Source organism: Providencia sp. PROV040 (genome assembly GCF_032706145.1).
GTDB lineage: Bacteria > Pseudomonadota > Gammaproteobacteria > Enterobacterales > Enterobacteriaceae > Providencia > Providencia hangzhouensis.
Map to the genome: position 1 here is coordinate 858,380 of NZ_CP120530.1, position 24,463 is coordinate 882,842.

A 24,463-nucleotide genomic window follows, 5' to 3' on the forward strand; every position below is an offset into this window, starting at 1 on the left:
TTAGCCATAACAAAATGACTATTTTCAGTATTTAGCTGCATAAAGCCTCTATGTGCTGTTGGGTTGCCTTCGTTTATCGTCTGCCTATAACTCTCGAGTGATTAAGAAGTCATCCATCTATTTTGTTGTGTTATAGGAATGATTCGAAGATACATTAGGGTAATAAATTGCCGTAATTATCGATCTTCTTGTAGCCAAAAGGCAAAGCATATTGTCAGCTTTTACGTTCAATAATGAAATTAGCTAAAGCGCTTAACATTTCTATATTATATCCATGGGACTGGAGTGTCTCTAAAGCATCTATTGCATCATGATATAGCTCACGTGCTTTTTTCTGCGCCGCTTCAAGCCCTAATAGCGATGGATAGGTACTTTTTTCATGTTCGGCATCAGTTCCTTGGCGTTTACCCGTGACTTCACTATCACCGATAACATCTAGGATATCGTCCTGTACTTGAAAGGCAAGACCGATGGATTGTGCATATTTATCTAAAACAGGTAACAATTGTTGACCTTTTTCACCTGCCGCAAAAGCACCAAGACGGATTGCAGCACGAATCAATGCCCCTGTTTTATGTTGATGAATGCGCTCGAGAGATTCAAGGTCAACTTGCTTCCCTTCTGCATCTAAATCAAGTGCTTGTCCGCCACACATACCTGCTAAGCCACTTGCGTATGATAACTCTGCAATCATCGCTATGCGGTCTTTGTCTGTTACATCTGGCATTGGTGCAGATGACAGCAATTGGAAAGCCAATGTTTGCAATGCATCTCCAGCAAGCACCGCATTGCCTTCACCGTATTTAATATGGCAAGTCGGTTGGCCACGACGTAAATCATCATCATCCATTGCAGGTAAATCATCATGGATTAATGAATAAGCATGAATACATTCGACTGCAGCAGCAGGGGCATCAAGGTTTTCTTGGCTAACACCAAACATCGAGCCGATGGCATAAGTTAAAAATGGACGTAAGCGTTTTCCACCTAATAATGTGCCATAGCGCATAGCTTGCGCTAGAGGGAGGTTTGCAAACGGCAGCGCATTTAATGCATCTAATAGGTATTGATTGACTCTGTCGTAAGCTTGCTTTTGTTGCTGCGTAAAGCTATCTAAATGTTGTTCAGACATAATTTATTCTGTATCAGGTGAAAAATCGGCTAGAGGTTTATTTTCGTCATCGCTTAGCAAAATTTGTACACGTTGCTCTGCTTGCTGTAATACTTTTTGACCTTGTTTAGCAATTTGAACACCACGTTCAAACTCATTAAGGGCATCTTCTAAGGGAAGTTCACCGGATTCTAGGCGAGCGACGATCTGTTCTAGCTCTTGAAGTGAGTTTTCAAAACTAACAGTCGGAACTTGCTGAGTTTTTTCTTTAGCCATAGTCTTTAGCCACTAATGTGAAATCAGTTAATTCGAGGGATTTTAAATATTCAGCAGACTAACGCAGTCTTGCTACGGTTACAATTTATTATTGGGGTTTTTAGATTCAACCCGCAAGATAGTGTTATAATACGCCTCTTTATTGACAATTGGTAACGTGTCATGTGTCTCTGTTAAGGCACATTCGTTTGCCACCAACCACCATGAACATGCAGCTATTATGAAGTTTATCATTAAGTTATTCCCAGAAATTACCATTAAAAGCCAAACTGTTAGGCTACGTTTTATTAAAATTTTGACCAGTAATATCCGTAACGTGCTTAAACCACTTGGCGAAGAGATTTCGGTTGTCCGTAATTGGGATAACATTGAAGTGCGTGTGAAGGGGGAAACAAAACACGATGAAATTTGTGACATGCTAGGGCGTATCCCAGGTATTCACCATATTCTCGAAGTGGAAGAAAAACCGTTTACTAGTCTGCATCATATTTACGAAATGACACACGAAGCCTATGGCGAGTCATTAGAAAATAAAACATTCTGTGTGCGGGTGAAGCGTCGTGGTAAACATGAGTTTTCATCCATCGATGCTGAACGCTATATCGGTGGTGGGTTAAACCAGCACATTGCATCTGCAAAAGTTAAGCTTAAAGACCCTGACACCACGATTCACTTAGAAATCGAAGATGATAAACTTATCTTAGTTAAAGCACGTATTGAAGGCATTGGTGGTTTCCCTATAGGGACCCAAGAGGATGTGTTGTCACTCATTTCCGGTGGTTTTGATTCAGGTGTCTCGAGCTATATGCTGATGCGTCGTGGCTGTCGTGTTCACTATTGCTTCTTTAATTTAGGCGGAGCTGCACATGAAATTGGTGTGAAGCAAATCGCACATTATTTGTGGAACCGTTTTGGTAGTTCCCATAAAGTCCGTTTTATTGCTGTAAATTTTGAGCCAGTTGTGGCTGAAATTTTAGAAAAAGTGGATGATGGCCAAATGGGCGTTGTGCTCAAACGTATGATGGTAAGAGCGGCATCTAAAGTTGCTGAGCGTTATGGCGTGCAGGCGATTGTCACAGGTGAAGCGTTAGGGCAGGTATCAAGCCAGACTTTAACAAACTTGCGTTTAATTGATAATGCTTCTGATACTCTCGTATTAAGGCCGCTAATTTCCCATGATAAAGAACATATTATTAAGTTAGCTCGCCAAATTGGTACTGAAGATTTCGCAAAAACCATGCCTGAATATTGTGGTGTAATCTCAAAAAGCCCAACAGTTAAAGCGGTGAAAGCGCGGATTGAAGCGGAAGAGGCCAATTTTGATTTTAGTATTTTAGAGTCTGTTGTTGAGCAAGCTCAAAATATAGATATTCGACAAATTGCACAAGAAAGTCTTGAAAAAGTTCCTGAAATTGAAATGGTGAGTGAGCTTTCAATTGAAAATGAAGTGATTTTAGATATTCGTTCAATTGATGAATTCGAAGACAAACCACTGAATGTAGATGGAATGGAAATTAAGCACATTCCATTCTATAAGTTGAGTACGCTATTTGGTGACTTACCAAAAGATAAAACCTATTTATTATATTGTGACCGTGGGGTAATGAGCCGCTTGCAAGCGCTATACCTAAAAGAACAAGGTTATGAAAATATAAAGGTTTATCGCCCATAACTTAAAACAGGGTGCTTGTATCACCAACTCACAATCAGAGAGAAATGTGGGGGAAATTTCCCCCACAAGACTAGTTATCGCAGGATAACGTAGCTTGAACCAGCGTGTTTCCGCTGCTGATACTGAAAGAGCATAGCCTTTCTTGCATCAATAATGAAAAACACAATACCGTCAGACACACGGTAACTAGCCCCAGAAGGGCAATTTTGGCCATTCCTCTTGACTCCTTTTCTAAAAGGAGACAGAATCCAATTGTGTGAGTTGGAGACTGCCTCGGATTAAGATTAACATCTAAATTCGGGGCTTTCGTCTTTTTGGCTCTCACAAATGCTTGAACCAAATGATCCAAGCACCCGCGGCAATCATAGCAAAAAATCACTCTAAACAAATGTTTTTATCGTTCATTATTGAAAATAAAATATTTAAATTCAGTTGGTTATAATAGTTTCGATATCATTGATATTAATATGATTACTGATGTAACTGAAATAGAAATGACAAAGTGAGCTGAATAAAAATAAGTAGAGAATAAAAACGGGGTGCTTGTATCATCAACTCACAATCAGAGAGAAATGTGGGGGAAATTTCCCCCACAAGACTAGTTATCGCAGGATAACGTAGCTTGAACCAGCGTGTTTCCGCTGCTGATACTGAAAGAGCACAGTCTTTCTTGCATCAATAATGAAAAACACAATACCGTCAGACACACGGTAACTAGCCCCAGAAGGGCAATTTTGGCCATTCCTCTTGACTCCTTTTCTAAAAGGAGACAGAATCCAATTGTTGAGAGTTGGAGACTGCCTCGGATTAAGATTAACATCTAAATTCGGGGCTTTCGTCTTTTTGGCTCTCACAAATGCTTGAACCAAATGATCCAAGCACCCGCGGCAATCATAGCAAAAAATCACTCTAAACACAGATTTTTTTTGCTATTTAATTTTTATTATTCAATAAGTTAAGTTATATTTCTAATTCGTTTTTTATAATGAGTTTTATATTTAATCTTCTAAATAATCGTTAATCCCATTTGGTAAAACGAGTTGAGTGGCAACTTGGGCTGCAGTCTTTCGGCCTACCAATAATTCAATTAACTTTAATGCAAAGTCAAAAGAAGTGGCGGGTCCTTGGCTAGTTAATAGATTGACACGTTCATCAAAGTAAACTCGGCGATCGACCCATTTATGAGCTGGAATTTTATCTTTCATTGATGGAAAACAGGTCATATTACCTAGTGGAAACAATTGGTGATATTCAAGTACAAGCGCTGGTGCTGCACAAATAGCTGCTACAATTTTACCATCAAGATGCATACGGCGAACTTTTTCAACAACCAGTGGGCTATCGCGGAACGTTTCTGCGCCCGCTATACCACCGGGTAGCACAATGGCATCAAAAGGCTCATCAGCGACTTTAATCAATGGGGTATCGGCAATAATTTTTAGGCCTCGTGAAGCGGTAATGGTTAAAGAACCGTCTTCCGTCACACTCGCTAAAGACACATTAATGCCTGCTCTAACTAATAAATCAGCAGTAATGGTAAACTCAATTTCTTCACTCCCATGAGCGATGCAAACTAGAGCGGAAGTCGTCATATTGTTGTTCTCTATTTTTGACTAAATGATAAAGGCGATCGTTTTCAGGTGTACTGATCCCATGAGCTCGTGCTTGTTTGATTAAAAAGCCAGTGATGTAATCAATCTCTGTACGGCGATTATTTCGCATATCTTGTAACATAGAGGAATAGTTATCAGCGGTATTATTGATAATGCCGTAAATATACTCAGTCAGTTCTGCTTTATCCGTATGCAGCCCTTCTGCCGCCATAACATGACATATTTCATCAATGATCCGAGATATCTGTGTGGAATGTTGGATTAATTCACCATTTTTACAGTTATGTTCGACGGTAAGGGGGTTAATGACACAGTTTACAATCAATTTACGCCAGCAAGTGGTTAAAATATTATTATGCCAAGCCACATCAGGTAAGGCTTCATGCAAGATATCTGCTATTGGGTAGTAAGCTTGTGCTTGGGAATTGATAGCGCCGATATGTGTGATGCCATTTGCGACATGAAATACTTGGTTATTTTCTTGCCAAGCTGCATGGGTTGTGACGCCCGCTAAGATAGGATGACGTAAAGGCGCCAGCTCTTCAATCGTTCCCATGCCATTATGCAGTAATAGAATAGGCGTATTTTCTGGGATAGTATTAATCAAAGGTAATAAAGCGTCAGAAACTTGCCATGCTTTTAAACAAACAATGATCAACTCACTGGTTTGCAAGTGGTTAATATTATTACAAGGAATCAGCTCTCGGAAACTACGCCCATCAGGTTCATTAACATCGACGAATAAATCAGACTGTGCAACACGTAGCCAACCTTGTATGTCATGCCCTTGTATTGCAAGTGAAGCAAGCCACAGTTTACCTATCGCACCACAACCAATTAGAGTTATTTTCATTGTTTCCCCTTTGAAAATGGGACTTTAACGTCTTATAAGGTAAGGCGGAAGTGATCTCTTATCATTATAACCTTTTACGATACGAAGTTGTAGTTAACGAAGTATCACAGACCCTGATAACTTGAAGTGATGTGAATAAAAACGTTATCATGCGCACAGTCTAAAAATTATCAGTGAGGTTCTAGCTATGCCATCATTTGACATTGTATCTGAAGTGGAAATGAATGAAGTACGTAATGCGGTGGAAAATGCGCAGCGTGAGTTAACCAGCCGTTGGGATTTTAAAAATGTCGAAGCTAGTTTTGAGCTAAATGACAAAAATGAATCAGTTAAAATCACTAGTGAGTCTGATTTCCAAGTACTCCAGTTAGTTGATATCTTAAGAGAAAAAATGGCAAAACGCGGTATTGATGGTGCTGTATTGAATGTGCCAGAAGATATTGTTCATAGTGGAAAAACCTATAGCGTTGAGGTTACGTTTAAGCAAGGTATTGATGCTGCAACTGCTAAAAAAATCGTTAAATTAATTAAAGACAGTAAACTGAAAGTCCAAGCACAAGTTCAAGGTGACCAAGTACGTGTGACGGGCAAAGCCCGTGATGATTTACAATCGGTTATGGCATTAGTACGTGGCGGGAACTTAGGCCAACCTTTTCAATTTAATAACTTCCGCGATTAGTTATTTTTCAAGCATTCATTTAAAGCCCGCGATAGCGGGCTAATTTTTACTGATTTATTAATGCTTCAAGTTGTTCTCGATTGATGATTTTTCTATCAACTTTAACATAAGCACTAAATTCCTCGTCAACGACAAGCGCTTCCATCACCCCTTCTTGAGCTTGTAATTTTTTCTCAAGGGCTCTTGTATCTCCAATATGGTTGGGTAATTCAATACGAATACTGCTGACATAAGGAGGCTGCTGCATTGTCAGGCTAATGATAAACCAGATAATGGTCAAAATTAAACCACCAATAAAAACGGTACTAGCTCCTTCAAAACTGTATAACCACCCACCAACAATACCCCCGATGGCAACGCCTAAAAACTGGCTAGTGGAGTAAACGCCCATGGCAGTTCCTTTATAGCCCGCAGGTGCCTCTTTGCTTATGAGTGACGGTAAAATGGCTTCCATGATATTGAAAGCGATAAAAAACAGTTGAATACCTAAGAAAATCACCCATAAGTGATTGCCAGAAAACCATAAGGTAATTTCGGCCAATGCTAAAACGGCAATACAGAATAAGAAGACTTGTTTCATTTTGCGGTATTTTTCCGCATAAATAATGAAGGGAAGTACGGTGACAAAAGCGATTAACATTGTGACTAAATAGGCTTTCCAATGGTCTTTTGCTAAAAAGCCGGAGTCAGTCATGATAAGAGGCAGAGCAACAAAACTGGACATCAGTAGGGTGTGTAAGCTGAGGATCCCTATATTTAATTTGAGTAATTGAGGGTGCATTAAAACCACTTTTAAATTACCTTGTACAAATGCAGACTCACGATTTAAGACATGAGTATTAGTATTAGGAACAACAAAAACAGTCACTGCAATAGCACCAACTGCAAGTAGCGCTATCCCCCAAAATAAGCCACTTAAACCAACCCAATTAGCGATAATTGGGCCAAGTACGAGGGCGATAGCAAAAGTTAAACCGAAACTAATACCTAAAAATGCCATGGCTTTAGTGCGATTTTGCTCTCGAGTTAGGTCAGAAAGTAATGCCATGACGGCAGCAGAAATTGCTCCGGCGCCTTGTAAAGCCCGACCAATAATAATTCCCCAAATAGAATCGCTTAGTGCTGCAACGATACTTCCGATAATAAAAATAACTAACCCAATAATAATTAAAGGTTTCCTACCAATCTTATCTGACATTAAACCAAAAGGGATTTGAAAAACGGCTTGGCTAAGGCCATAGATACCAATAGCGACACCCACTAAGAACTCGCTAGCACCTTGTAAATGCATCCCATAGCTGGTCAAAATAGGTAATACCATAAACATTCCAAGCATTCGCAAGGAGAAAACGGAGCCTAATCCCCAAGTGGATCTAAGCTCTGTGGATGTCATTTTGTTATCATTCATTTTTATTCTTCATATTTCGTGCTGTAGCGGTGTTGACTTCTCTCAGCTAGTTAGGTCACACATTAATAAATACAACAAGTTGAATAAATACGTATATGTTGTGGCAATATGTTTTTAATCTCAACCTATTAGCATTTTTAATAGTGCATTTGATATCTAGCTTATCAATAGCAAGCGGCTATTTAACCATAAAATAGATTCATAAGGATAGGCAGAATAAGTAAAAGTGAGTTGTAAAAGCAGTTAGAGACAAATAAAAACGGCGGGGAAGGCCCGCCGTTTAGACATCGTTATCATCAGTAAACAGATAAGTTATCTGACGAGAGCTATAACAGTATCGCTTGAAACGATAGGGTCAACTGACATCATTACGCTCAATGAAGTAATCGCTACGATTGAGAAAATGAACAGTTTTCTTGCCCAGACCCGGTCGTCATTTTCGGTTTTGAAGCCCGAAATTGCCATACCTAGCCACCATAAGCTGACTGCTGCACCTACGATAAGGTACTTATAGCCCGCGTATCCACTGATAGCTAACATTAATGTTGCGACCATAAACGCTAGGATATACAGGAAGATGTGCGTTTTCGCGACGGAAATTCCTTTAATAACCGGTAACACAGGAATGTTTGCGGCTTTGTAATCCTTAAAGCGGAAGATAGCAATGGCATAAGAATGAGGCATTTGCCACAAACTGAATATCAATAATAGGATAAGTGCACCCATATCGAATTCATTTGTAACAGCGCAGTAACCGATAACTGGTGGTGCCGCGCCTGAAAGACTGCCAATCAGTGTGCCATAAACGGATTTACGTTTCATATATAGGCTATAAATACCTACATAAACAATGAAACCGATAACTGCAAGCAGCATTGCCAGAGCATTGGCTGCTACAAGTAGCAGCACCATACCAGCAATACCTAATGCAGCAGCGTAAATCAGGCTAACTTTCGGATCAATTAACCCTTTAACTAAAGGGCGATTCTTCGTTCTTTCCATGATACGGTCGATATCACGGTCGATGTAGTTGTTAAAAACACAACCAGAAGCCACGACCAGTGATACACCCAGCAAAGTCGCAACGAACAGTGGGTAATCAATTGACCCTTTTGAAGCCAATAAAAAACCACCGATCACAGAAATCAAGTTTCCGAATATAATTCCTGGTTTGGTCACTTGCAGGTATTGCTTAAACATATCGGCAACTCTTTAGTCGAGCATCATATTGATGTTCAGGTTGTACATAATCCACAGTGAGCCAATGACCACAATGCCAACAATAAGCATGGTGAACAGGAAGGCAACTAAATTCCAACGCTCATCTGATGATGTATTCATATGTAAGAAACAAACCAAATGAACCAGAATTTGCACAACCGCCATGCCTACAACAGTCCAAAGGATTGCTGAAGTTGACGCTGTACCTTCCATCACCATCCAGAAAGGGATCACTGTCAGGATAACTGATAGGATAAAGCCAATCAGGTATGTTTTAACGCTACCGTGGCTTGCTCCAGTGTGAGCATCTTTTGCATGACTCATTTAAATAGCCCCCAGAAGATAAACAACGGTAAATACACAAATCCACACAACGTCTAAGAAGTGCCAGAACAAACTTAGGCAGTTTAAACGTGTTTTGTTGACATCAGTCAGGCCACGGCGAGTGACTTGGATCATCATGATAATAATCCAGATCAGGCCCGCAGTTACGTGTAGACCGTGAGTCGCAACGAGTGCGAAGAAGCCAGATAAGAAACCGCTACGGTCAGGACCAAAGCCCTCTGCAATCAGTTCATGGAACTCATAGACTTCCATGATAACGAAGCCTAGGCCTAACAGGAATGTCGCAAATAGCCATAAGTTAACAGCAGCAATCTTACCTTTATGCATCGCAATCATCGCGAAGCCGTAAGTAATACTACTCACTAACAGTAAGAAGGTTTCGCCTAATACGAACTTCAGACTGAAGATATCTTTACCAGCAGGTCCGCCAGCAGTTCCATCGGCCAAAACAACATAGGTAGCAAACAAACAAGCAAACAGAATCAAGTCGCTCATGATATAGAGCCAGAAACCGAATACTTTTGTTCCACCTGCATCGTGGTGCCCATGCTCAGCATGGGCGATATTTTGGTTAGTCATTGTATTAGTTGACATCGTTCACACCTGCCTTACGCAATTCTTCAAAGTGCTTATTCTCGATTTCTTCGATTTCAGCCACAGGTACGTAGTAATCAACATCTTCGTCGAAGCTTTTTGCAATCCAAGTTACGATCATTCCACCGAAACCAATGATTGCGAGCCACCAGATGTGCCAGATCATTGCGAAACCTAAAACTAAGCTAAATGCAGCGATAATAACGCCTGCGCCTGTGTTTTTCGGCATATGAATTTCTTCATATGAAGTTGGTTTCTTATGAGCAAGGCCTTTCTCTTTCAGATCCCACCATGCATCGCGGGTTTGAACGTGTGGTTCAATCGCAAAGTTATAGAAAGGTGGTGGAGAAGATGTCGCCCACTCAAGTGTACGTCCACCCCATGGGTCACCGGTTAAATCACGGTTTTCATGACGGTCACGGATACTCACAATGATTTGGATAACTTGGCATGCAATACCGATTGCGATTAACGCAGCACCGCCTGCAGCAACAACTAACATTGTGTGGTAAGTCGGGTCAATATTCTGACTTAAACGACGGGTCATACCCATAAAGCCAAGAATGTACAGTGGCATAAAGGCTAAGAAGAAACCGATGATCCAGAACCAGAAGGCACGAACACCCCATTTCTCATTTAGCGTGAAGCCATACGCTTTCGGGAACCAGTAAGTCATACCCGCGAAGCACCCGAATACAACACCACCAATGATAACGTTATGGAAGTGAGCAATCAGGAATAGACTGTTATGCAGAACGAAGTTTGCACCTGGAACAGCAAGCAGAACACCAGTCATACCACCAACAGAGAAGGTGATGATGAAACCGATAGTCCACAGCATAGGTGATTTAAACTCGATACGGCCTTGGTACATGGTAAACAACCAGTTGAAGATCTTAACCCCTGTAGGGATTGCGATAATCATTGTGGCGATACCGAAGAAGGCGTTAACGTTCGCTCCTGAACCCATCGTAAAGAAGTGGTGCAACCAAACGATGAAGGACATAACGGTAATAACGATTGTCGCCCAAACTAATGAGGTATAACCGAATAAACGTTTTTTCGAGAAGGTTGCTGCAACTTCAGAGAATACACCGAACACTGGCAGAACAAGGATATACACCTCAGGGTGACCCCATGCCCAAATCAGGTTGATGTACATCATCATGTTGCCGCCCATATCATTAGTGAAGAAATGGGTACCTAAATAACGGTCTAACGTCAGAAGCGTTAATGTAACAGTTAAGATAGGGAAAGCAGCAACAATCAATACGTTAGTACATAACGCAGCCCAGCTGAATACAGGCATTTTCATCATCGACATACCCGGCGTACGCATACGGATAATAGTCGCGATAAAGTTAACCCCTGTTAATAGTGTACCAATACCGGATATCTGGAGACTCCAGAGCCAGTAATCGACCCCGACCCCAGGGTTGTACTCCAAGCCGGATAATGGCGGATAAGCCAACCAACCAGTTTGTGCGAATTCACCTACCCCTAGAGAGATGTTGATTAACACAACACCAACAACAAAGAACCAGAAGCTCAATGAGTTAAGGAATGGGAACGCAACATCACGTGCACCAATTTGCAGAGGCACAACTAAGTTCATCAGACCAACAACGAATGGAGTTGCCATGAAGAAAATCATGATAACGCCGTGTGCGGTGAAGATTTGGTCATAGTGATGAGGATTCAAGAAACCCTCTTGGCCAGCAGAAGCAAGAACTTGCTGCCCACGCATCATGATAGCATCCGCGAAACCACGGAATAACATAACCATTGCGACAATGATGTACATGACACCAATTTTCTTATGGTCAACAGAGGTTAACCATTCTTTCCACAACCACTTCCATTTACCAAAGTAAGAAATCACACCTACTAAGCCAAGTCCACCTAGGACAATAGCAATCAGGGTGACAACGATAATCGGCTCATGGAGCGGAATTGCATCTAGTGTTAATTTTCCGAACATGCCCTTATTCCTCAGCGCCAGCAGCATGAGCACTATGGCTCATTTGCATTGAATTGCCTGTAGCATCGTTATGGTCAGTCATTGAATGACTTTGATTTTCTACAGGAGCGTGACCTTTATGGTGCTCATGACCAAACTTCAGAACGATATCTTCATAAAGTTTAGGCTTCACGCTAGAGAAGTAGGTAACAGGAACGTTCATGCTTGGCTTAGCGACTTCGTCGAATGCCTGCATGGTATCCATTGTTTTAGGAGAAGCTTTTACCTTTTGTACCCACTCATCAAAACCTTGACGGTCTGGAGTTGCAATAGCATTGAACTTCATGTCAGAGAAACCGTGGCCACTGTAGCTTGCTGAGAAGCCTTTGTAGGTACCTGGTTCATTAGCGATTAAATGAAGTTTAGTTTGCATACCTGCCATCGCGTAGATTTGGCCACCTAAAGATGGAATGAAGAATGAGTTCATCACCGAATCTGACGTGATTTTGAAGTTAACTGGCACACCTGTAGGGAATGCGATTTCATTAACTGTTGCAATGCCTTGCTCTGGATAAATAAATATCCATTTCCAGTCAGCAGAAATAACTTCAATAGTGACAGGTTCCTGATCACTCACTAATGGCTGATACGGGTCCAGCTCATGTGTCGTCTTCCAAGTGATAGCACCTAGAATAATGATAATGATGATAGGAACGGTCCAGCAGACTAACTCAATTTTATTTGAGTGAGCCCAATTAGGACGGTAGGTTGCTGACGTGTTGGATTCACGGTATTTTCTTGCGAAGATAATCGTCATGAAAATAACAGGAATAACAACAAGTAGCATTAAGCCAATTGCAATAAGAATTAGCTCTTTTTGTTTAACGCCAACGGCGCCTTTTGGATCCATCAACACCATATCGCAACCACCTAGTAGTAAGGCAGCTACAACGAGTGAGATTGCTCCGATGCTTTTTTTGTAGTTCATAAGTCTCATCCACGACCCCAAATGACAAAGATTCTAATTGTCGTTTCATCAGTGCGGGCATTTTACGGTAAGGTTATGCGAGTGTAAATGATTGTAAGGCAAAGAAACTGAATTGTTAGCTCTTTATGTTAATATGATCACATGTAAAGAACTTATAAACAAAAAGTTAAAATTGATACGGATTATAAGTATGTATTGATAAAACTCTATTAATACTAAATTATCTTGGTAATTTTTCAAAGAAAAATATATACAAAAGAAATGAAAAAATAGTGAAACTGATATAAATGATTAGCAATTTGCTAAGGGAAATTACAGTTTTTATTGCCGATAAAGCTATTTTGGTTGCTTTATCGGCTAAATCATAAAGAAAAATTCTTATTTTACTGATAAAAATAAGAAAATAGTTAACTTCTGATGCAATGTTCTATAGTGCGCTAAAAGGTATACTTTAATGTATAAATGATTGCATCTTGATAGAAAGTATCTCCTAATTTATTATCAGCATAGCGGTATTGTACCCCTGCAGAAACATGGTTTGTTGCATTCCACCAAAAAGCGAGGGCGCCATTTATGCCATTACGCTTATCCCCGTTATAGCGTTTATTCCTCGCGAATTCCATTTCATGCCAGTTTGTTATCATGAAATTTTCTTCGAATACGCTGAAATTATAGCCAGCCACCCAACCTGCTACATATCCATTATTACCTGAATAGAATGTCTGGTCGGTGTAATTAAGAGCAATAAAAGGTTTAAACCATAAATCACCGAATGCAGTGTTATAACCAATACCATATAAAGTATTCACATCGTGGAAATTACCACCATACTTGGCTCCAGGTAATGACCAAGTGCCATAAACGTGCCCGTATAGGTTGAAACCAGTATCACCTAAATAAAAGCGGCCTGTTGTTTTAATGGTATAGCGTTTATTTCGTCCTGAATCGGTGTGTTGGCTATGGAATGGGTTTTCGAGATCAAAAAAGCCATATAACTCACCCCAATTAAAATTGGCACCGCCTTCAAGCTCAATATAGGCAAAATCTTTCTTACGTGTCGTGTTTTCTGTTTTGGTTTCAGTACGATGTGACCAATCTAAATAGTTTACATTGACATCAGCAAAGCCATTTTTATAGCCAATAATATTGTCAGAATATGCCGTACCTGCTAGAGAAATTAAGGCGGTCATGTAAATGATTTTTTTCATATATAGATTATTTTCACTTATTGATTAATGGAATTTAGTAGTGCGTTAGTTATTAACACTTTAGCTAACCAATTTGTAACTTGTGATATATTAGACTTGAAAATTGTAATTAAGAAATATTTTACACGTATGAAGTGATCGCAATCACGATATTTAGATGTTATTGCTTTGTTTTGCTATTTAGATTTAATTTATACAAAAGATCAAATTCCCTAAACAAATAAGCTTTGCTTAGGGAATTATGAAAAGAATGAGAAAGAGTATTGGGAGGGTTATTGCTGTACTGTTTTGCGAACGGCGAGGAAATCTAAACTACCACCAATAACTAAGCTGATAGCACCAATGCTAATACCAGTATTAAAAATAAGGTTTTGGTAGTGGGGTAAACTCAGCCAAAATTCAATGTGTGTCGTAAACAGATAAACTTTCATATCACTAAATGAAAATATAAGTAATGAAAGTAGCCAAATAGCAAGGAAGCTAACGGCAGTAATAAGAGCATAAACGGCAATGCGATACCCTTTCGCATACAGCTGACGCCGTTGAAACAACCCTGTTGTTTGTGTGTAGATTAAGGATGTCCGACAAGCTAATAAAAGCAAAACACCAGGGACTGCAACTGCGATCGAAATAAGGTAGAACAGTGGCCAGCCATAATTACTGACAAAAATACTTGCGACTGGGCCAATATAAACACGACCAACGGCGGAAAGAGCAGAAAGAAGTGCAAACTGCGTTGCGGATAGCGACTTATTACATAGTGTCATTAATAGGGCGACAAAAGCGGCGGTTCCCATACCAGAGAAGATATTTTCTAGAAAGATAATCGACCCCATGGTTAAGATATGGGGCGGTGTTATCGCTAAGAACCAATAGCCTATATTAGAGCCGCCTTGTAGAAGCCCAAAAATAAATAGAGCTTTAAATAAGCTCATATTTTTCATGAGGTAACCACCAAGTAACGCTCCAACAATAGTTGCAGCCATACCAACAGTTTTATTGACGGTACCCACTTCGCTTAAACTAAAACCAAGAGCATTTAATAGAAAGTTGGTATTAAGCGCCATGACAAAGGCATCACCGAGCTTGTAAAAAACTAACAGTAGTAAGATTAGCCAAGCATTGTTTCGGCTAAAGAATTCAGCGAGTGGTTCGTATATTGCTTTTTTTAGTGATGTTGGTGCAGCGCAGCTTTCTTCGGGTTCTTTCGCGAGTAATGTTGCGATAACGCCGATAATCATCAGCCCTGCCATGACTAAATATAGTTGTTTCCACGTTAAAAACTTATCCGCTAACCAAAGAGCAAGGCCGCCTGAAACTAACATGCTGATCCGGTAACCCATAACTGAGGTTGCAGCACCAATCCCGCGTTCTTCCGCACTCAGTAAATCAGTTTTATAGGCATCAAAAACAATGTCTTGTGAGGCTGAACAAAATGCAACAGTAACCGCTAGCGCAGCAAGGTACCACAAATGCTCTGAGGGGTTCATAAAGCCCATAGCGGCAATGCTGATAATCAACAGAATTTGCGTGGTTAATAGCCATCCTCTTCGACGACCAAGAAAGGGCGGAGTATAGCGGTCCATCATTGGGGACCAAAGAAATTTCAACACATAAGCCTGTCCGACTAATGAAAAGAAACCAATAGTTTTAATATCGACATTTTCAACAGTTAGCCAAGCTTGTAATGTACCTGCAGTTAAAGCTAAAGGTAGACCAGAAACAAAGCCTAAAAGGATTAAAGTGATGTTATTTGGTAGAGTAAAACGAGGCATTATTTCCCTCTAAGCCAGTGTGATATTGCTGCAATACATTGCGCTGCAGAGGTATTGGCTGCGCTATGCTACCCAAGCTCAATCAGTGAGAGCTTAGGTAGCTTAATACTTAATGATAATGATTGCTCAGTTAATAGCGTGAATTTTGTCTGATAAAATCGGTGATTTCCTGGTCTGTTGCCATATCTGCAATTAAATCAGTGAGTGCGCTATTGATAGCTGTTGCTATCTTGTCATTATTGGCTGCTAATAACTCTTGTGTATTAAAATTGCGGGTAAATGAACGTGTTTTTGTCGAACCATTTGGGGCTGTTGCAATAATACTCACACTGGAGTTTACGGTAATATTATGGCGCAAGCTGCCTTCACTGACTTTGGTATCGAGTTTATTCAATTGAACGACTAGATTCACATTTGCCGGTGATGTCACCATAAAGCCACGTGCAGCCATTTGTTTTTCGACGGCTTCTTGCATCAGATAACGAGGATCGCGTGAAGGGTTCAGTACGACTAAACTGCCATTGCGGTTGACTTCCGCTAAGGATTTATTCGTACGATTGTCTACACTGCTAACACTGATTGAAGTTGCATTCAGTGTGGGGTTTTTTGCAGGTAAAGCTATCTTAGGCTCAAGTGATAATGTATTGCTGCTGGTTGCACAGCCCGCAAGAAGAAATAACCCTAAAAGTGGAAAACACAGTTTTCTTAACATAATTTTTTCCAGTTCATCTTTCCTAATTGAAAATGTTTCGTTATGGTGCGGGTAGCCGTCGTTCAATATAAAGCTTAGCGGCTTATTTATCCTGAACTATTAGACAACAATTTTTGAAAAAATTCGCATCAATGTGCCGCTATCATAACATTGGCAAGTTATTATCGGATATTTCTATAATAAGAAGATAGCAATAATCAACACGTACAATAAAAGATAATTGCCTCTGAGCATAATTTTTAATTAAGGAGCATTTTATGGTCGCTAATGCAGCTCAAAGTATGCAATCTCTTGTGAGCCAAAAATTACAAGCTGCTTTCGAACCTACACATTTGGAGGTAATTAATGAAAGCCACCAACACAATGTGTTACCGGGCTCTGAAAGCCATTTCAAAGTTATTTTAGTGAGTGATAAATTTGAAAATAAACGAATGCTTGCCCGCCACCGCGAAATTTATGCTATTTTAGCCAGCGAATTATCGGGAGGGATCCATGCCCTTGCTTTGCATACATATACGCAACAAGAGTGGAATGAGCTTGCTGACACTGCGTTAAAATCACCTGCTTGTCGTGGTGTCGGCGGTGTTAATCGGTAATTTTTCGTTTCAGTTAATACACTGAGACTATGCTGTACTTAATCAGCCATGCTCGATGATGAGCTTGGTGAATGTTTTTTCTTCAAATTAGGTGAAAAAACAAAAAATTTAGTCAGAAAAGTCACAAATAATGAGGAAAAAACGCTTCTTTTCTCAGCTTTTCTCGACTCAGGGCGCATGCATCGGTATAATGCTGCGTCTAATTTTCAGTAAGGTTTCGGGACGCTTCTGATATCAGGGATTGACCGTTACGAAAGTAACGCCCCCGGTTCTGGAAGGGAGACAGCCGTTATGATTTAATGGCATAACTCTGGAGTAGACCGATCACTAAGATTTATTTTGAGGTAAGAAGATGCAAGTTTCTGTTGAAACGACTCAAGGCCTTGGGCGTCGTGTAACAATCACCGTTCCTGCCACTGATATTGAAAAAGCAGTTAATAGCGAATTAGTTAGTGTTGCTAAAAAAGTACGTGTTGATGGTTTCCGTAAAGGGAAAGTACCAATGAACATCGTTAAACAGCGTTACGGCGCGTCTGTTATGCAAGACGTTCTGGGCGATGTAATGCAACGTAACTTCATCAACGCAATTATTGAACAAAAAATCAATCCAGCGGGTGCGCCTAGCTACAAACCTGAGCAACTCGAAGACGGTAAAGATTTTGTTTATTCAGTTGAATTCGAAGTTTACCCAGAAATCGAATTAACAGGTTTAGAAACGATTGAAGTTGAAAAACCAGCTGTATCTGTAAAAGATGAAGATCTGGAAAACATGTTAGAAACTCTGCGTAAGCAACAAGCGCAGTGGAAAGAAGTTGAAGCGGCAGCAGAAGCTGACTCTCGCATCACTATCAACTTTACCGGTTCTATCGATGGTGAAGAATTCGAAGGCGGAAAAGCAGAAGATTTCGCGCTCGTTATGGGCGAAGGTCGTATGATCCCAGGCTTCGAAGAAGGTGTTGTTGGTCATAAAGCGGGTGAAGAATTCGATATCGAAGTTAACTTCCCAGAAGACTACCATGCTGAAAACCTGAAAGGTAAAGCGGCGAAATTTGCTATTGTTCTGAAGAAAGTAGAACAACGTGAACTGCCTGAATTCACTGAAGAATTCATCAAGCGTTTTGGTATCGCTGATGGTTCTTTAGATGGCCTGCGTGCAGAAGTACGTAAAAACATGGAGCGTGAGCTGAAAAATGCCGTGCGTAACCGTGTTAAAGCACAAGTTCTTGATGGCTTAATCAAAGCTAACGACATCGAAGTTCCAGCAGCAGTTGTTGATGGTGAAATTGATGTTCTGCGTCGTCAAGCGGCACAGCGTTTTGGTGGCGACGAAAAACAAGCGATGGAATTACCTCGTGAACTGTTTGAAGAACAAGCAAAACGTCGCGTAGTGATCGGTCTGCTGTTAGGCGAAGTGATCAACAAAAACGAACTGAAAGCTGACGAAGATCGCGTTAAAGCGCTGATCGAGGAAATGGCTTCTGCGTATGAAGATCCAGCTGAAGTTATCGAATACTACAGCAAAAACGAAGAGCTGATGAATAGCGTTCGTAACTTAGCTTTAGAAGAACAAGCTGTTGAAACTGTATTGGCTGTTGCTAAAGTGACAGAAAAAGAAACTAACTTCACTGAACTGATGAACCAAGTTCAAGCAGGTTAATTCTTTCTTGCTGTACAAAATAATGAAACCCGTGGTGTAATACTACGGGTTTTTTGTCAATTAAAGCCTTTAAATTATCACTTTAGCGAATTTAATTAGGATACCCTTGAAAAACACATTTAAACCCTAATTATATTATCTATACTTCAAGTAGTCTAAGTGGGGCTTTAATTGCAATTTGAACTATTTTGAATAGCTTAATATTGTAGAAATAGTGATATTAACCAATCGAGTTATTTCGTCATTTTTGAAAATCAAGTATGGTTTTCTAATGGTATAATTCCGTGTAACCCAATAGACTTGTGTTAAACTCTTTTACAGAGCGTCTTGTTTACTGCAGCATACTTAGCTGCATTTTCTTCTTATTTCGCCAGTTGCTTGGTTAAATATTAGCTAAACTAGAAAATAAGAGAATTGAAAGAGCCTGCAGACACAGGAATTTTTTAAAACCGTTGTTTGTGGCATGATCTCTGCTCAAAATAGCAGGCAGACAGCAAATTAGGCGCAAGCACCGGAACGTTTTTAATAGGAGATTTCGATGTCACATTTTGGCAGTCAGGAACAATTAGCATCTCAAATGGCCCTTGTGCCTATGGTCATAGAGCAAACTTCTCGTGGTGAGCGCTCGTATGATATTTACTCACGTCTATTAAAAGAACGTATTATCTTCCTGACTGGTCAAGTGGAAGACCATATGGCGAATTTAATCGTCGCTCAGATGTTATTCCTTGAAGCAGAAAACCCTGAAAAAGATATTCATTTGTATATTAATTCACCGGGTGGCGTTATTACCGCAGGAATGTCAATTTATGATACGATGCAGTTTATCAAGCCTGATGTAAGTACTATTTGTATGGGACAAGCTTGTTCCATGGGGGCTTTTTTATTGACGGCGGGTACCAAAGGTAAACGTTTCTGCTTACCAAATTCACGCGTGATGATCCACCAACCATTAGGGGGTTATCAAGGTCAAGCGTCAGATATCGAAATTCATGCTCAAGAAATTCTTAAAGTGAAATCTCGAATGAACGAGCTAATGGCTCTACATACTGGTAAATCCATTGAAGAAATTACTCGAGACACAGAGCGTGACCGCTTCTTATCTGCAAATGAAGCAAAAGAGTATGGTTTAGTCGACCAAATTTATAGTAGCCGTTAATGGGTTAACTTTTGGTATAATTAGTTCATACCATAAACTATTTTAAAGAAAATCGTTGTTTTGTTTTTTAATTGAATGAAAACAAAACAATATGGATAAAAGTGAGGTCAACTGATGACAGATAAACGCAAAGAGGGGACAGGAAAACTGCTTTACTGCTCTTTCTGCGGAAAAAGTCAGCATGAAGTTCGTAAGCTGATTGCCGGTCCGTCAGTCTATATTTGTGATGAATGCGTAGATTTATGTCTCGATATCATCCGTGAAGAAATAAAAGAACTTACGCCGCATCGCGAGCGTAGTGAGCTGCCTACGCCACATGAAATCCGACAGCATCTTGACGACTATGTCATCGGCCAAGAAAAAGCGAAGAAAGTCTTAGCGGTTGCGGTATATAACCATTACAAGCGCTTGCGTAATGGTGATAAAACCAGTGATGGTGTTGAATTAGGCAAAAGTAATATTTTGCTAATTGGCCCAACCGGTAGTGGTAAAACGCTTTTAGCTGAAACTTTAGCACGTTATTTGGATGTACCATTTACAATGGCTGATGCAACGACATTAACTGAAGCTGGTTATGTCGGTGAAGACGTTGAAAATATTATTCAAAAATTACTACAAAAGTGCGATTACGATGTTGAAAAAGCTCAGCGTGGTATCGTATATATTGATGAAATTGATAAAATTTCACGTAAATCAGATAACCCATCAATTACCCGTGACGTTTCTGGTGAAGGTGTGCAACAAGCCCTTCTGAAACTAATCGAGGGAACGATTGCAGCAGTACCGCCACAAGGGGGACGTAAACACCCTCAGCAAGAGTTCTTGCAGGTTGATACCTCAAAGATTCTCTTTATCTGTGGTGGGGCATTTGCAGGGCTCGACAAAGTAATTGGCCAGCGTTTAAATACCCGTTCAGGTATCGGTTTTGCTGCCGAAGTGAAAGGTGAATCAGATAAAGCAACGGAAGGTGAGTTATTAACTCAGGCAGAGCCAGAAGATTTAATTAAATTTGGTTTAATTCCTGAATTTATTGGCCGTTTGCCTGTTGTTGCAACATTAACTGAATTAAGTGAAGAAGCATTAATTCAGATTCTGCAAGAGCCTAAAAACGCTTTAACTAAACAATATCAAGCCTTATTTAGCCTTGAAAATACTGAACTCGAATTCCGTGAAGAAGCACTAAAAGCAATAGCTAAGAAAGCTATGGCACGTAAAACCGGAGCTCGTGGTTTACGCTCTATTGTTGAAGCTGCATTGTTAAATACGATGTATGACCTTCCTTCAATGAGTGATGTTGAAAAAGTTGTCGTTGATGAAAACGTCATTAACGAACAATCAGAACCGCTATTGATATATAGCAAACCTGATGCTCAAGCTTCTGGCGATAACTAATCCCATATAAAACGTTCAATAGTTAATCAAACGAAATGAGGGGTTTCCCTCATTTTGTTTTTTATGTTCAACTAGCCATTGAATGCTAAAATCTTGTCCCCATATAGTTTATATTCTGAGGTGTGGTTTCCTTGTTCTAGAAAGTAATTTTAAAACAAGAGATAGAAACCCTTAAACTAGCGTGAGCTAAACGAAGAGAGAGCTTTATGAATCCTGAGCGTTCCGAACGCATTGAAATACCAGTATTGCCTCTGCGTGATGTAGTGGTATACCCACATATGGTGATCCCACTGTTTGTTGGACGTGAAAAATCCATTCACAGTCTGGAAGCAGCGATGGATCATGACAAGCAGGTAATGCTGGTTGCGCAAAAAGAAGCCTCGACTGATGAGCCAGGGGTGAATGATTTATTTGCTGTCGGTACAGTCGCATCCGTTATTCAGATGCTAAAACTGCCTGATGGCACCGTTAAAGTCCTCGTTGAAGGTCTACGACGCGCACGTATTACCAGTTTGACAGATAATGGCGAATATTTCTTAGCGCAAGCAGAATATTTAGCTGCAGAGCAAAATAATGAATCTGAACACGCAGCGTATGATGAAGCGACAGCGGGTTCTCAATCATCAGACGCACTTGATGAAAAAGAAAACGAAGTGTTGTACCGCACTATCGTTAGTCAGTTCGAAAGTTATATAAAACTGAATAAAAAGATTCCACCTGAAGTATTAACCGCGTTACATGCGATTGAACAAGATCAGCTAGACAAACTGGCTGATACCATTGCCTCTCACATGCCACTAAAATTAGCGGATAAACAACGCGTTTTAGAAATGGCAAATATCGCAGAGCGTGTAGAGTTTTTGATGGCCATGATGGAGTCAGAAACTGAGCTGCTGCAAGTGGAAAAACGTATCCGCAATCGTGTTAAAAAACAGATGGAAAAAAGCCAGCGTGAGTATTATCTGAATGAGCAAATGAAAGCCATTCAGAAAGAGCTGGGTGAAATGGACGATGCGCCAGACGAATATGAATCGCTAAAACGTAAAATCGAAGAAGCGAAAATGCCAAAAGAGGCACAAGAGAAAGCAGAAGCAGAATTGCAGAAGCTGAAAATGATGTCGCCAATGTCAGCAGAAGCTACTGTTGTCCGTAGCTATATTGATTGGATGGTGCAGGTACCATGGCATAAACGTAGTAAAGTCAAAAAAGACTTAGTTAAAGCTCAAGAAGTGTTAGATACCGATCACTACGGTTTAGAGCGTGTGAAAGACCGTATTTTAGAGTATCTGGCAGTGCAAAGCCGCGTCAGTAAAATTAAAGGGCCAATCCTTTGTCTGGTTGGGCCTCCGGGCGTGGGTAAAACCTCTTTGGGGCAATCTATTGCCAAGGCTACTGGTCGTCAATACACTCGTATGGCATTAGGTGGGGTGCGTGATGAAGCTGAAATTCGCGGTCACCGTCGTACCTATATCGGTTCAATGCCAGGTAAGCTGATTCAAAAGATGGCAAAAGTAGGGGTCAAAAACCCACTATTTTTATTGGATGAAATTGACAAAATGTCATCTGATATGCGTGGTGACCCAGCCTCTGCATTATTAGAGGTGCTTGATCCAGAACAAAATATTGCCTTTAACGATCACTACTTGGAAGTGGATTACGATTTGTCTGATGTGATGTTTGTTGCAACATCCAACTCGATGAATATTCCAGCACCATTGTTAGATCGTATGGAAGTCATCCGTCTTTCTGGCTATACAGAAGATGAAAAACTGAATATTGCGAAAAAACATTTGCTGTCTAAGCAGATTGAACGTAACGCATTGAAAAAGAATGAGTTAACTATCGATGATAGTGCTTTAATGAGCATTATTCGTTATTACACTCGTGAAGCTGGAGTTCGTGGTTTAGAGCGTGAAATCTCTAAATTGTGTCGTAAAGCGGTTAAAGCGCTGCTCATGGACAAAAAGCTTAAGCACATTGAAATCAACGCTGATAACCTGAAAGATTATCTGGGTGTTCGCCGTTTTGATTATGGCCAAGCAGACACAGAAAACCGTGTTGGGCAAGTTACAGGCCTTGCTTGGACTGAAGTTGGTGGTGACTTACTGACTATTGAAACTGCATGTGTGCCAGGCAAAGGCAAACTAACTTATACCGGTTCTTTAGGTGAAGTCATGCAGGAGTCTATCCAAACGGCATTAACGGTTGTTAGAGCTCGAGCAGAAAAACTGGGTATAAATAGTGATTTCTATGAAAAACGTGATATTCATGTTCACGTACCAGAAGGCGCTACACCAAAAGATGGTCCGAGTGCGGGTATTGCGATGTCAACCGCTTTAGTCTCTTGCTTAACGGGTAACCCAGTTAGAGCTGACGTAGCAATGACAGGTGAAATTACTTTAAGAGGTTTAGTTTTCCCGATAGGCGGCCTGAAAGAAAAATTATTGGCTGCACACCGCGGAGGGATTAAAACCGTATTAATCCCTAAAGAAAACGAACGTGATTTAGAGGAAATTCCTCAAAATGTGATCGCGGATCTCGAAATTCATCCGGTGAAAACAATTGAAGAAGTTCTTTCTTTAGCTTTAGTTAACCCTCCTTTTGGGGCAGAAGTAGTTAAAAAGAAAGCTAAAAGAGTGAGCTGAATCAAGAAGTTTGTATAAAATTAAGACTGACAGCTAATTTAGGGCTTGTCAGTCTTTTTTTTCATCGCTAATTTAACGATGATTCTGATAATTGTTTGTATGCAATCTGTTCTCTTGCCATTGGTAATCAGGATTGATATAACGGCTGCATCATTAATTAACTATACTAATAACTGCTATAGTTAATTATAGTTAATTAAGAGATTTATAGTCCAACTAATATGGGGATGATAAGAGTGAATAAAGCTCAACTGATTGATCAAATCGCTTCTGATGCGAATATTTCTAAAGCTGCAGCAGGTCGTGTTGTTGACGCGTTCGTTGCTACTGTAACAGGTTCTCTGAGTAAAGGGGATGATGTTGCTCTAGTTGGCTTTGGGACTTTCTCTGTTCGTGAGCGTGCAGCACGTACAGGCCGTAACCCTCAAACGGGTAAAGAAATTAAAATCGCTGCGGCGAAAGTTCCTGCTTTCCGTCCAGGCAAGGGTCTTAAAGACGCTGTAAATAGCTAATTAGGTATTTAAGTTTGTCTTTCTCGTAATTTTGCGAAAACTCAAACTGACGGAATGTCTTTAATCAGCTAATATATAAGCGCACCA

At 40.3% G+C, this 24,463-nt stretch carries 23 protein-coding genes; 8 read left to right on the forward strand and 15 right to left on the reverse strand.

All coding sequences use genetic code 11. The features are described from left to right. Positions 1-214: 214 nt before the first annotated feature. Together ispA and xseB are read right to left on the reverse strand one after the other, a co-directional pair. Positions 215-1,132: a (2E,6E)-farnesyl diphosphate synthase gene (ispA, locus tag P3L40_RS03695; protein ID WP_004905476.1), complete on the reverse strand. Its 918-nt coding sequence runs from the start codon at positions 1,130-1,132 to the stop codon at positions 215-217. 3 nt (positions 1,133-1,135) lie between these two features. Beyond that, a complete protein-coding gene (gene xseB / locus P3L40_RS03700) occupies positions 1,136-1,387 on the reverse strand; it encodes an exodeoxyribonuclease VII small subunit (RefSeq protein ID WP_004914571.1) in 252 nt (83 codons plus the stop codon). Between the two features lie 220 nt (positions 1,388-1,607). Here xseB and thiI point away from each other — a divergent pair, with 220 nt between their 5' ends. Continuing rightward, the gene (gene thiI / locus P3L40_RS03705) at positions 1,608-3,059 is read left to right on the forward strand and encodes a tRNA uracil 4-sulfurtransferase ThiI (protein WP_136134846.1); all 1,452 of its coding nucleotides are present in this window, start codon (positions 1,608-1,610) and stop codon (positions 3,057-3,059) included. A gap of 70 nt (positions 3,060-3,129) precedes the next feature. Here the strand turns inward: thiI and P3L40_RS03710 are convergent, their stop codons facing one another. From P3L40_RS03710 to panE, 4 genes are all read right to left on the reverse strand, one after another. After that, complete coding sequence (locus P3L40_RS03710) at positions 3,130-3,273, reverse strand: Hok/Gef family protein (RefSeq protein ID WP_004905468.1); 144 nt, start codon at positions 3,271-3,273, stop codon at positions 3,130-3,132. Positions 3,274-3,657: 384 nt separating this feature from the next. Beyond that, on the reverse strand, positions 3,658-3,801 hold the full coding sequence (locus tag P3L40_RS03715) for a Hok/Gef family protein (RefSeq protein WP_004905468.1): 144 nt from the start codon (positions 3,799-3,801) through the stop codon (positions 3,658-3,660). Between the two features lie 256 nt (positions 3,802-4,057). Then, positions 4,058-4,651, reverse strand: coding sequence for a protein deglycase YajL (gene yajL, locus P3L40_RS03720; protein ID WP_136134845.1), 594 nt, complete (start codon positions 4,649-4,651; stop codon positions 4,058-4,060). Next, complete coding sequence (gene panE / locus P3L40_RS03725) at positions 4,611-5,525, reverse strand: 2-dehydropantoate 2-reductase (RefSeq protein WP_136134844.1); 915 nt, start codon at positions 5,523-5,525, stop codon at positions 4,611-4,613. The genes yajL and panE overlap by 41 nt, the downstream gene beginning before the upstream one ends. A gap of 187 nt (positions 5,526-5,712) precedes the next feature. On the opposite strand from panE, the gene P3L40_RS03730 reads away from it, so the two are divergent. Next, positions 5,713-6,204 (forward strand): YajQ family cyclic di-GMP-binding protein, encoded by a 492-nt coding sequence (locus P3L40_RS03730; RefSeq protein WP_004905465.1) that lies wholly within the window; start codon positions 5,713-5,715, stop codon positions 6,202-6,204. A 46-nt stretch (positions 6,205-6,250) separates the two neighbouring features. Here P3L40_RS03730 and P3L40_RS03735 read toward each other — a convergent pair whose 3' ends face one another. The 9 genes from P3L40_RS03735 to P3L40_RS03775 form a co-directional block, all read right to left on the reverse strand. Next, complete coding sequence (locus P3L40_RS03735; protein ID WP_136134843.1) at positions 6,251-7,612, reverse strand: MFS transporter; 1,362 nt, start codon at positions 7,610-7,612, stop codon at positions 6,251-6,253. A gap of 312 nt (positions 7,613-7,924) precedes the next feature. Then, positions 7,925-8,812 (reverse strand): heme o synthase, encoded by an 888-nt coding sequence (gene cyoE, locus P3L40_RS03740; protein WP_004905461.1) that lies wholly within the window; start codon positions 8,810-8,812, stop codon positions 7,925-7,927. A gap of 12 nt (positions 8,813-8,824) precedes the next feature. After that, positions 8,825-9,157, reverse strand: coding sequence for a cytochrome o ubiquinol oxidase subunit IV (locus P3L40_RS03745; protein WP_004905459.1), 333 nt, complete (start codon positions 9,155-9,157; stop codon positions 8,825-8,827). After that, positions 9,158-9,772, reverse strand: coding sequence for a cytochrome o ubiquinol oxidase subunit III (locus P3L40_RS03750; RefSeq protein WP_042846920.1), 615 nt, complete (start codon positions 9,770-9,772; stop codon positions 9,158-9,160). Next, a complete protein-coding gene (gene cyoB, locus P3L40_RS03755) occupies positions 9,762-11,753 on the reverse strand; it encodes a cytochrome o ubiquinol oxidase subunit I (RefSeq protein WP_036958554.1) in 1,992 nt (663 codons plus the stop codon). The genes P3L40_RS03750 and cyoB overlap by 11 nt, the downstream gene beginning before the upstream one ends. Positions 11,754-11,757: 4 nt before the next feature. Next, the gene (cyoA, locus tag P3L40_RS03760) at positions 11,758-12,729 is read right to left on the reverse strand and encodes a cytochrome o ubiquinol oxidase subunit II (protein ID WP_004905454.1); all 972 of its coding nucleotides are present in this window, start codon (positions 12,727-12,729) and stop codon (positions 11,758-11,760) included. Between the two features lie 428 nt (positions 12,730-13,157). Beyond that, positions 13,158-13,928, reverse strand: a complete 771-nt coding sequence (locus P3L40_RS03765; RefSeq protein ID WP_094962140.1) for an outer membrane protein OmpK — start codon at positions 13,926-13,928, stop codon at positions 13,158-13,160. Positions 13,929-14,200: 272 nt separating this feature from the next. Beyond that, positions 14,201-15,703: a muropeptide MFS transporter AmpG gene (gene ampG, locus P3L40_RS03770; RefSeq protein WP_004905450.1), complete on the reverse strand. Its 1,503-nt coding sequence runs from the start codon at positions 15,701-15,703 to the stop codon at positions 14,201-14,203. Positions 15,704-15,833: 130 nt separating this feature from the next. Then, entirely contained in the window at positions 15,834-16,415 is a 582-nt protein-coding gene (locus tag P3L40_RS03775) for a YajG family lipoprotein (protein WP_036958553.1), read from the reverse strand. Between the two features lie 257 nt (positions 16,416-16,672). Between P3L40_RS03775 and bolA the strand changes: the two genes are divergently transcribed. The 6 genes from bolA to hupB all read left to right on the forward strand — a co-directional run bounded on the left by bolA (position 16,673) and on the right by hupB (position 24,376). Beyond that, on the forward strand, positions 16,673-17,011 hold the full coding sequence (gene bolA / locus P3L40_RS03780; protein WP_004905448.1) for a transcriptional regulator BolA: 339 nt from the start codon (positions 16,673-16,675) through the stop codon (positions 17,009-17,011). A 352-nt stretch (positions 17,012-17,363) separates the two neighbouring features. Further along, entirely contained in the window at positions 17,364-18,668 is a 1,305-nt protein-coding gene (gene tig, locus P3L40_RS03785) for a trigger factor (protein WP_004905445.1), read from the forward strand. 538 nt (positions 18,669-19,206) lie between these two features. Then, positions 19,207-19,827 carry an ATP-dependent Clp endopeptidase proteolytic subunit ClpP gene (gene clpP, locus P3L40_RS03790; protein WP_004905443.1) on the forward strand — a complete coding sequence of 207 codons (621 nt, stop codon included), beginning with the start codon at positions 19,207-19,209 and terminating at the stop codon, positions 19,825-19,827. A gap of 114 nt (positions 19,828-19,941) precedes the next feature. Next, positions 19,942-21,219: an ATP-dependent protease ATP-binding subunit ClpX gene (gene clpX / locus P3L40_RS03795; protein ID WP_004905441.1), complete on the forward strand. Its 1,278-nt coding sequence runs from the start codon at positions 19,942-19,944 to the stop codon at positions 21,217-21,219. Between the two features lie 206 nt (positions 21,220-21,425). After that, a complete protein-coding gene (lon, locus tag P3L40_RS03800) occupies positions 21,426-23,864 on the forward strand; it encodes an endopeptidase La (RefSeq protein WP_004905440.1) in 2,439 nt (812 codons plus the stop codon). Positions 23,865-24,100: 236 nt separating this feature from the next. Continuing rightward, the gene (gene hupB, locus P3L40_RS03805) at positions 24,101-24,376 is read left to right on the forward strand and encodes a nucleoid-associated protein HU-beta (protein ID WP_004914513.1); all 276 of its coding nucleotides are present in this window, start codon (positions 24,101-24,103) and stop codon (positions 24,374-24,376) included. The last annotated feature ends 87 nt before the right edge of the window (positions 24,377-24,463 follow it).

Coding starts and splice junctions, on each gene's coding strand:
- ispA (WP_004905476.1), bottom strand. CDS start 1,132: ATGTCTGAACAACATTTAGATAGCTTTACGCAGCAACAAAAGCAAGCT.
- xseB (WP_004914571.1), bottom strand. CDS start 1,387: ATGGCTAAAGAAAAAACTCAGCAAGTTCCGACTGTTAGTTTTGAAAAC.
- thiI (WP_136134846.1), top strand. CDS start 1,608: ATGAAGTTTATCATTAAGTTATTCCCAGAAATTACCATTAAAAGCCAA.
- P3L40_RS03710 (WP_004905468.1), bottom strand. CDS start 3,273: ATGGCCAAAATTGCCCTTCTGGGGCTAGTTACCGTGTGTCTGACGGTA.
- P3L40_RS03715 (WP_004905468.1), bottom strand. CDS start 3,801: ATGGCCAAAATTGCCCTTCTGGGGCTAGTTACCGTGTGTCTGACGGTA.
- yajL (WP_136134845.1), bottom strand. CDS start 4,651: ATGACGACTTCCGCTCTAGTTTGCATCGCTCATGGGAGTGAAGAAATT.
- panE (WP_136134844.1), bottom strand. CDS start 5,525: ATGAAAATAACTCTAATTGGTTGTGGTGCGATAGGTAAACTGTGGCTT.
- P3L40_RS03730 (WP_004905465.1), top strand. CDS start 5,713: ATGCCATCATTTGACATTGTATCTGAAGTGGAAATGAATGAAGTACGT.
- P3L40_RS03735 (WP_136134843.1), bottom strand. CDS start 7,612: ATGAATGATAACAAAATGACATCCACAGAGCTTAGATCCACTTGGGGA.
- cyoE (WP_004905461.1), bottom strand. CDS start 8,812: ATGTTTAAGCAATACCTGCAAGTGACCAAACCAGGAATTATATTCGGA.
- P3L40_RS03745 (WP_004905459.1), bottom strand. CDS start 9,157: ATGAGTCATGCAAAAGATGCTCACACTGGAGCAAGCCACGGTAGCGTT.
- P3L40_RS03750 (WP_042846920.1), bottom strand. CDS start 9,772: ATGTCAACTAATACAATGACTAACCAAAATATCGCCCATGCTGAGCAT.
- cyoB (WP_036958554.1), bottom strand. CDS start 11,753: ATGTTCGGAAAATTAACACTAGATGCAATTCCGCTCCATGAGCCGATT.
- cyoA (WP_004905454.1), bottom strand. CDS start 12,729: ATGAGACTTATGAACTACAAAAAAAGCATCGGAGCAATCTCACTCGTT.
- P3L40_RS03765 (WP_094962140.1), bottom strand. CDS start 13,928: ATGAAAAAAATCATTTACATGACCGCCTTAATTTCTCTAGCAGGTACG.
- ampG (WP_004905450.1), bottom strand. CDS start 15,703: ATGCCTCGTTTTACTCTACCAAATAACATCACTTTAATCCTTTTAGGC.
- P3L40_RS03775 (WP_036958553.1), bottom strand. CDS start 16,415: ATGTTAAGAAAACTGTGTTTTCCACTTTTAGGGTTATTTCTTCTTGCG.
- bolA (WP_004905448.1), top strand. CDS start 16,673: ATGGTCGCTAATGCAGCTCAAAGTATGCAATCTCTTGTGAGCCAAAAA.
- tig (WP_004905445.1), top strand. CDS start 17,364: ATGCAAGTTTCTGTTGAAACGACTCAAGGCCTTGGGCGTCGTGTAACA.
- clpP (WP_004905443.1), top strand. CDS start 19,207: ATGTCACATTTTGGCAGTCAGGAACAATTAGCATCTCAAATGGCCCTT.
- clpX (WP_004905441.1), top strand. CDS start 19,942: ATGACAGATAAACGCAAAGAGGGGACAGGAAAACTGCTTTACTGCTCT.
- lon (WP_004905440.1), top strand. CDS start 21,426: ATGAATCCTGAGCGTTCCGAACGCATTGAAATACCAGTATTGCCTCTG.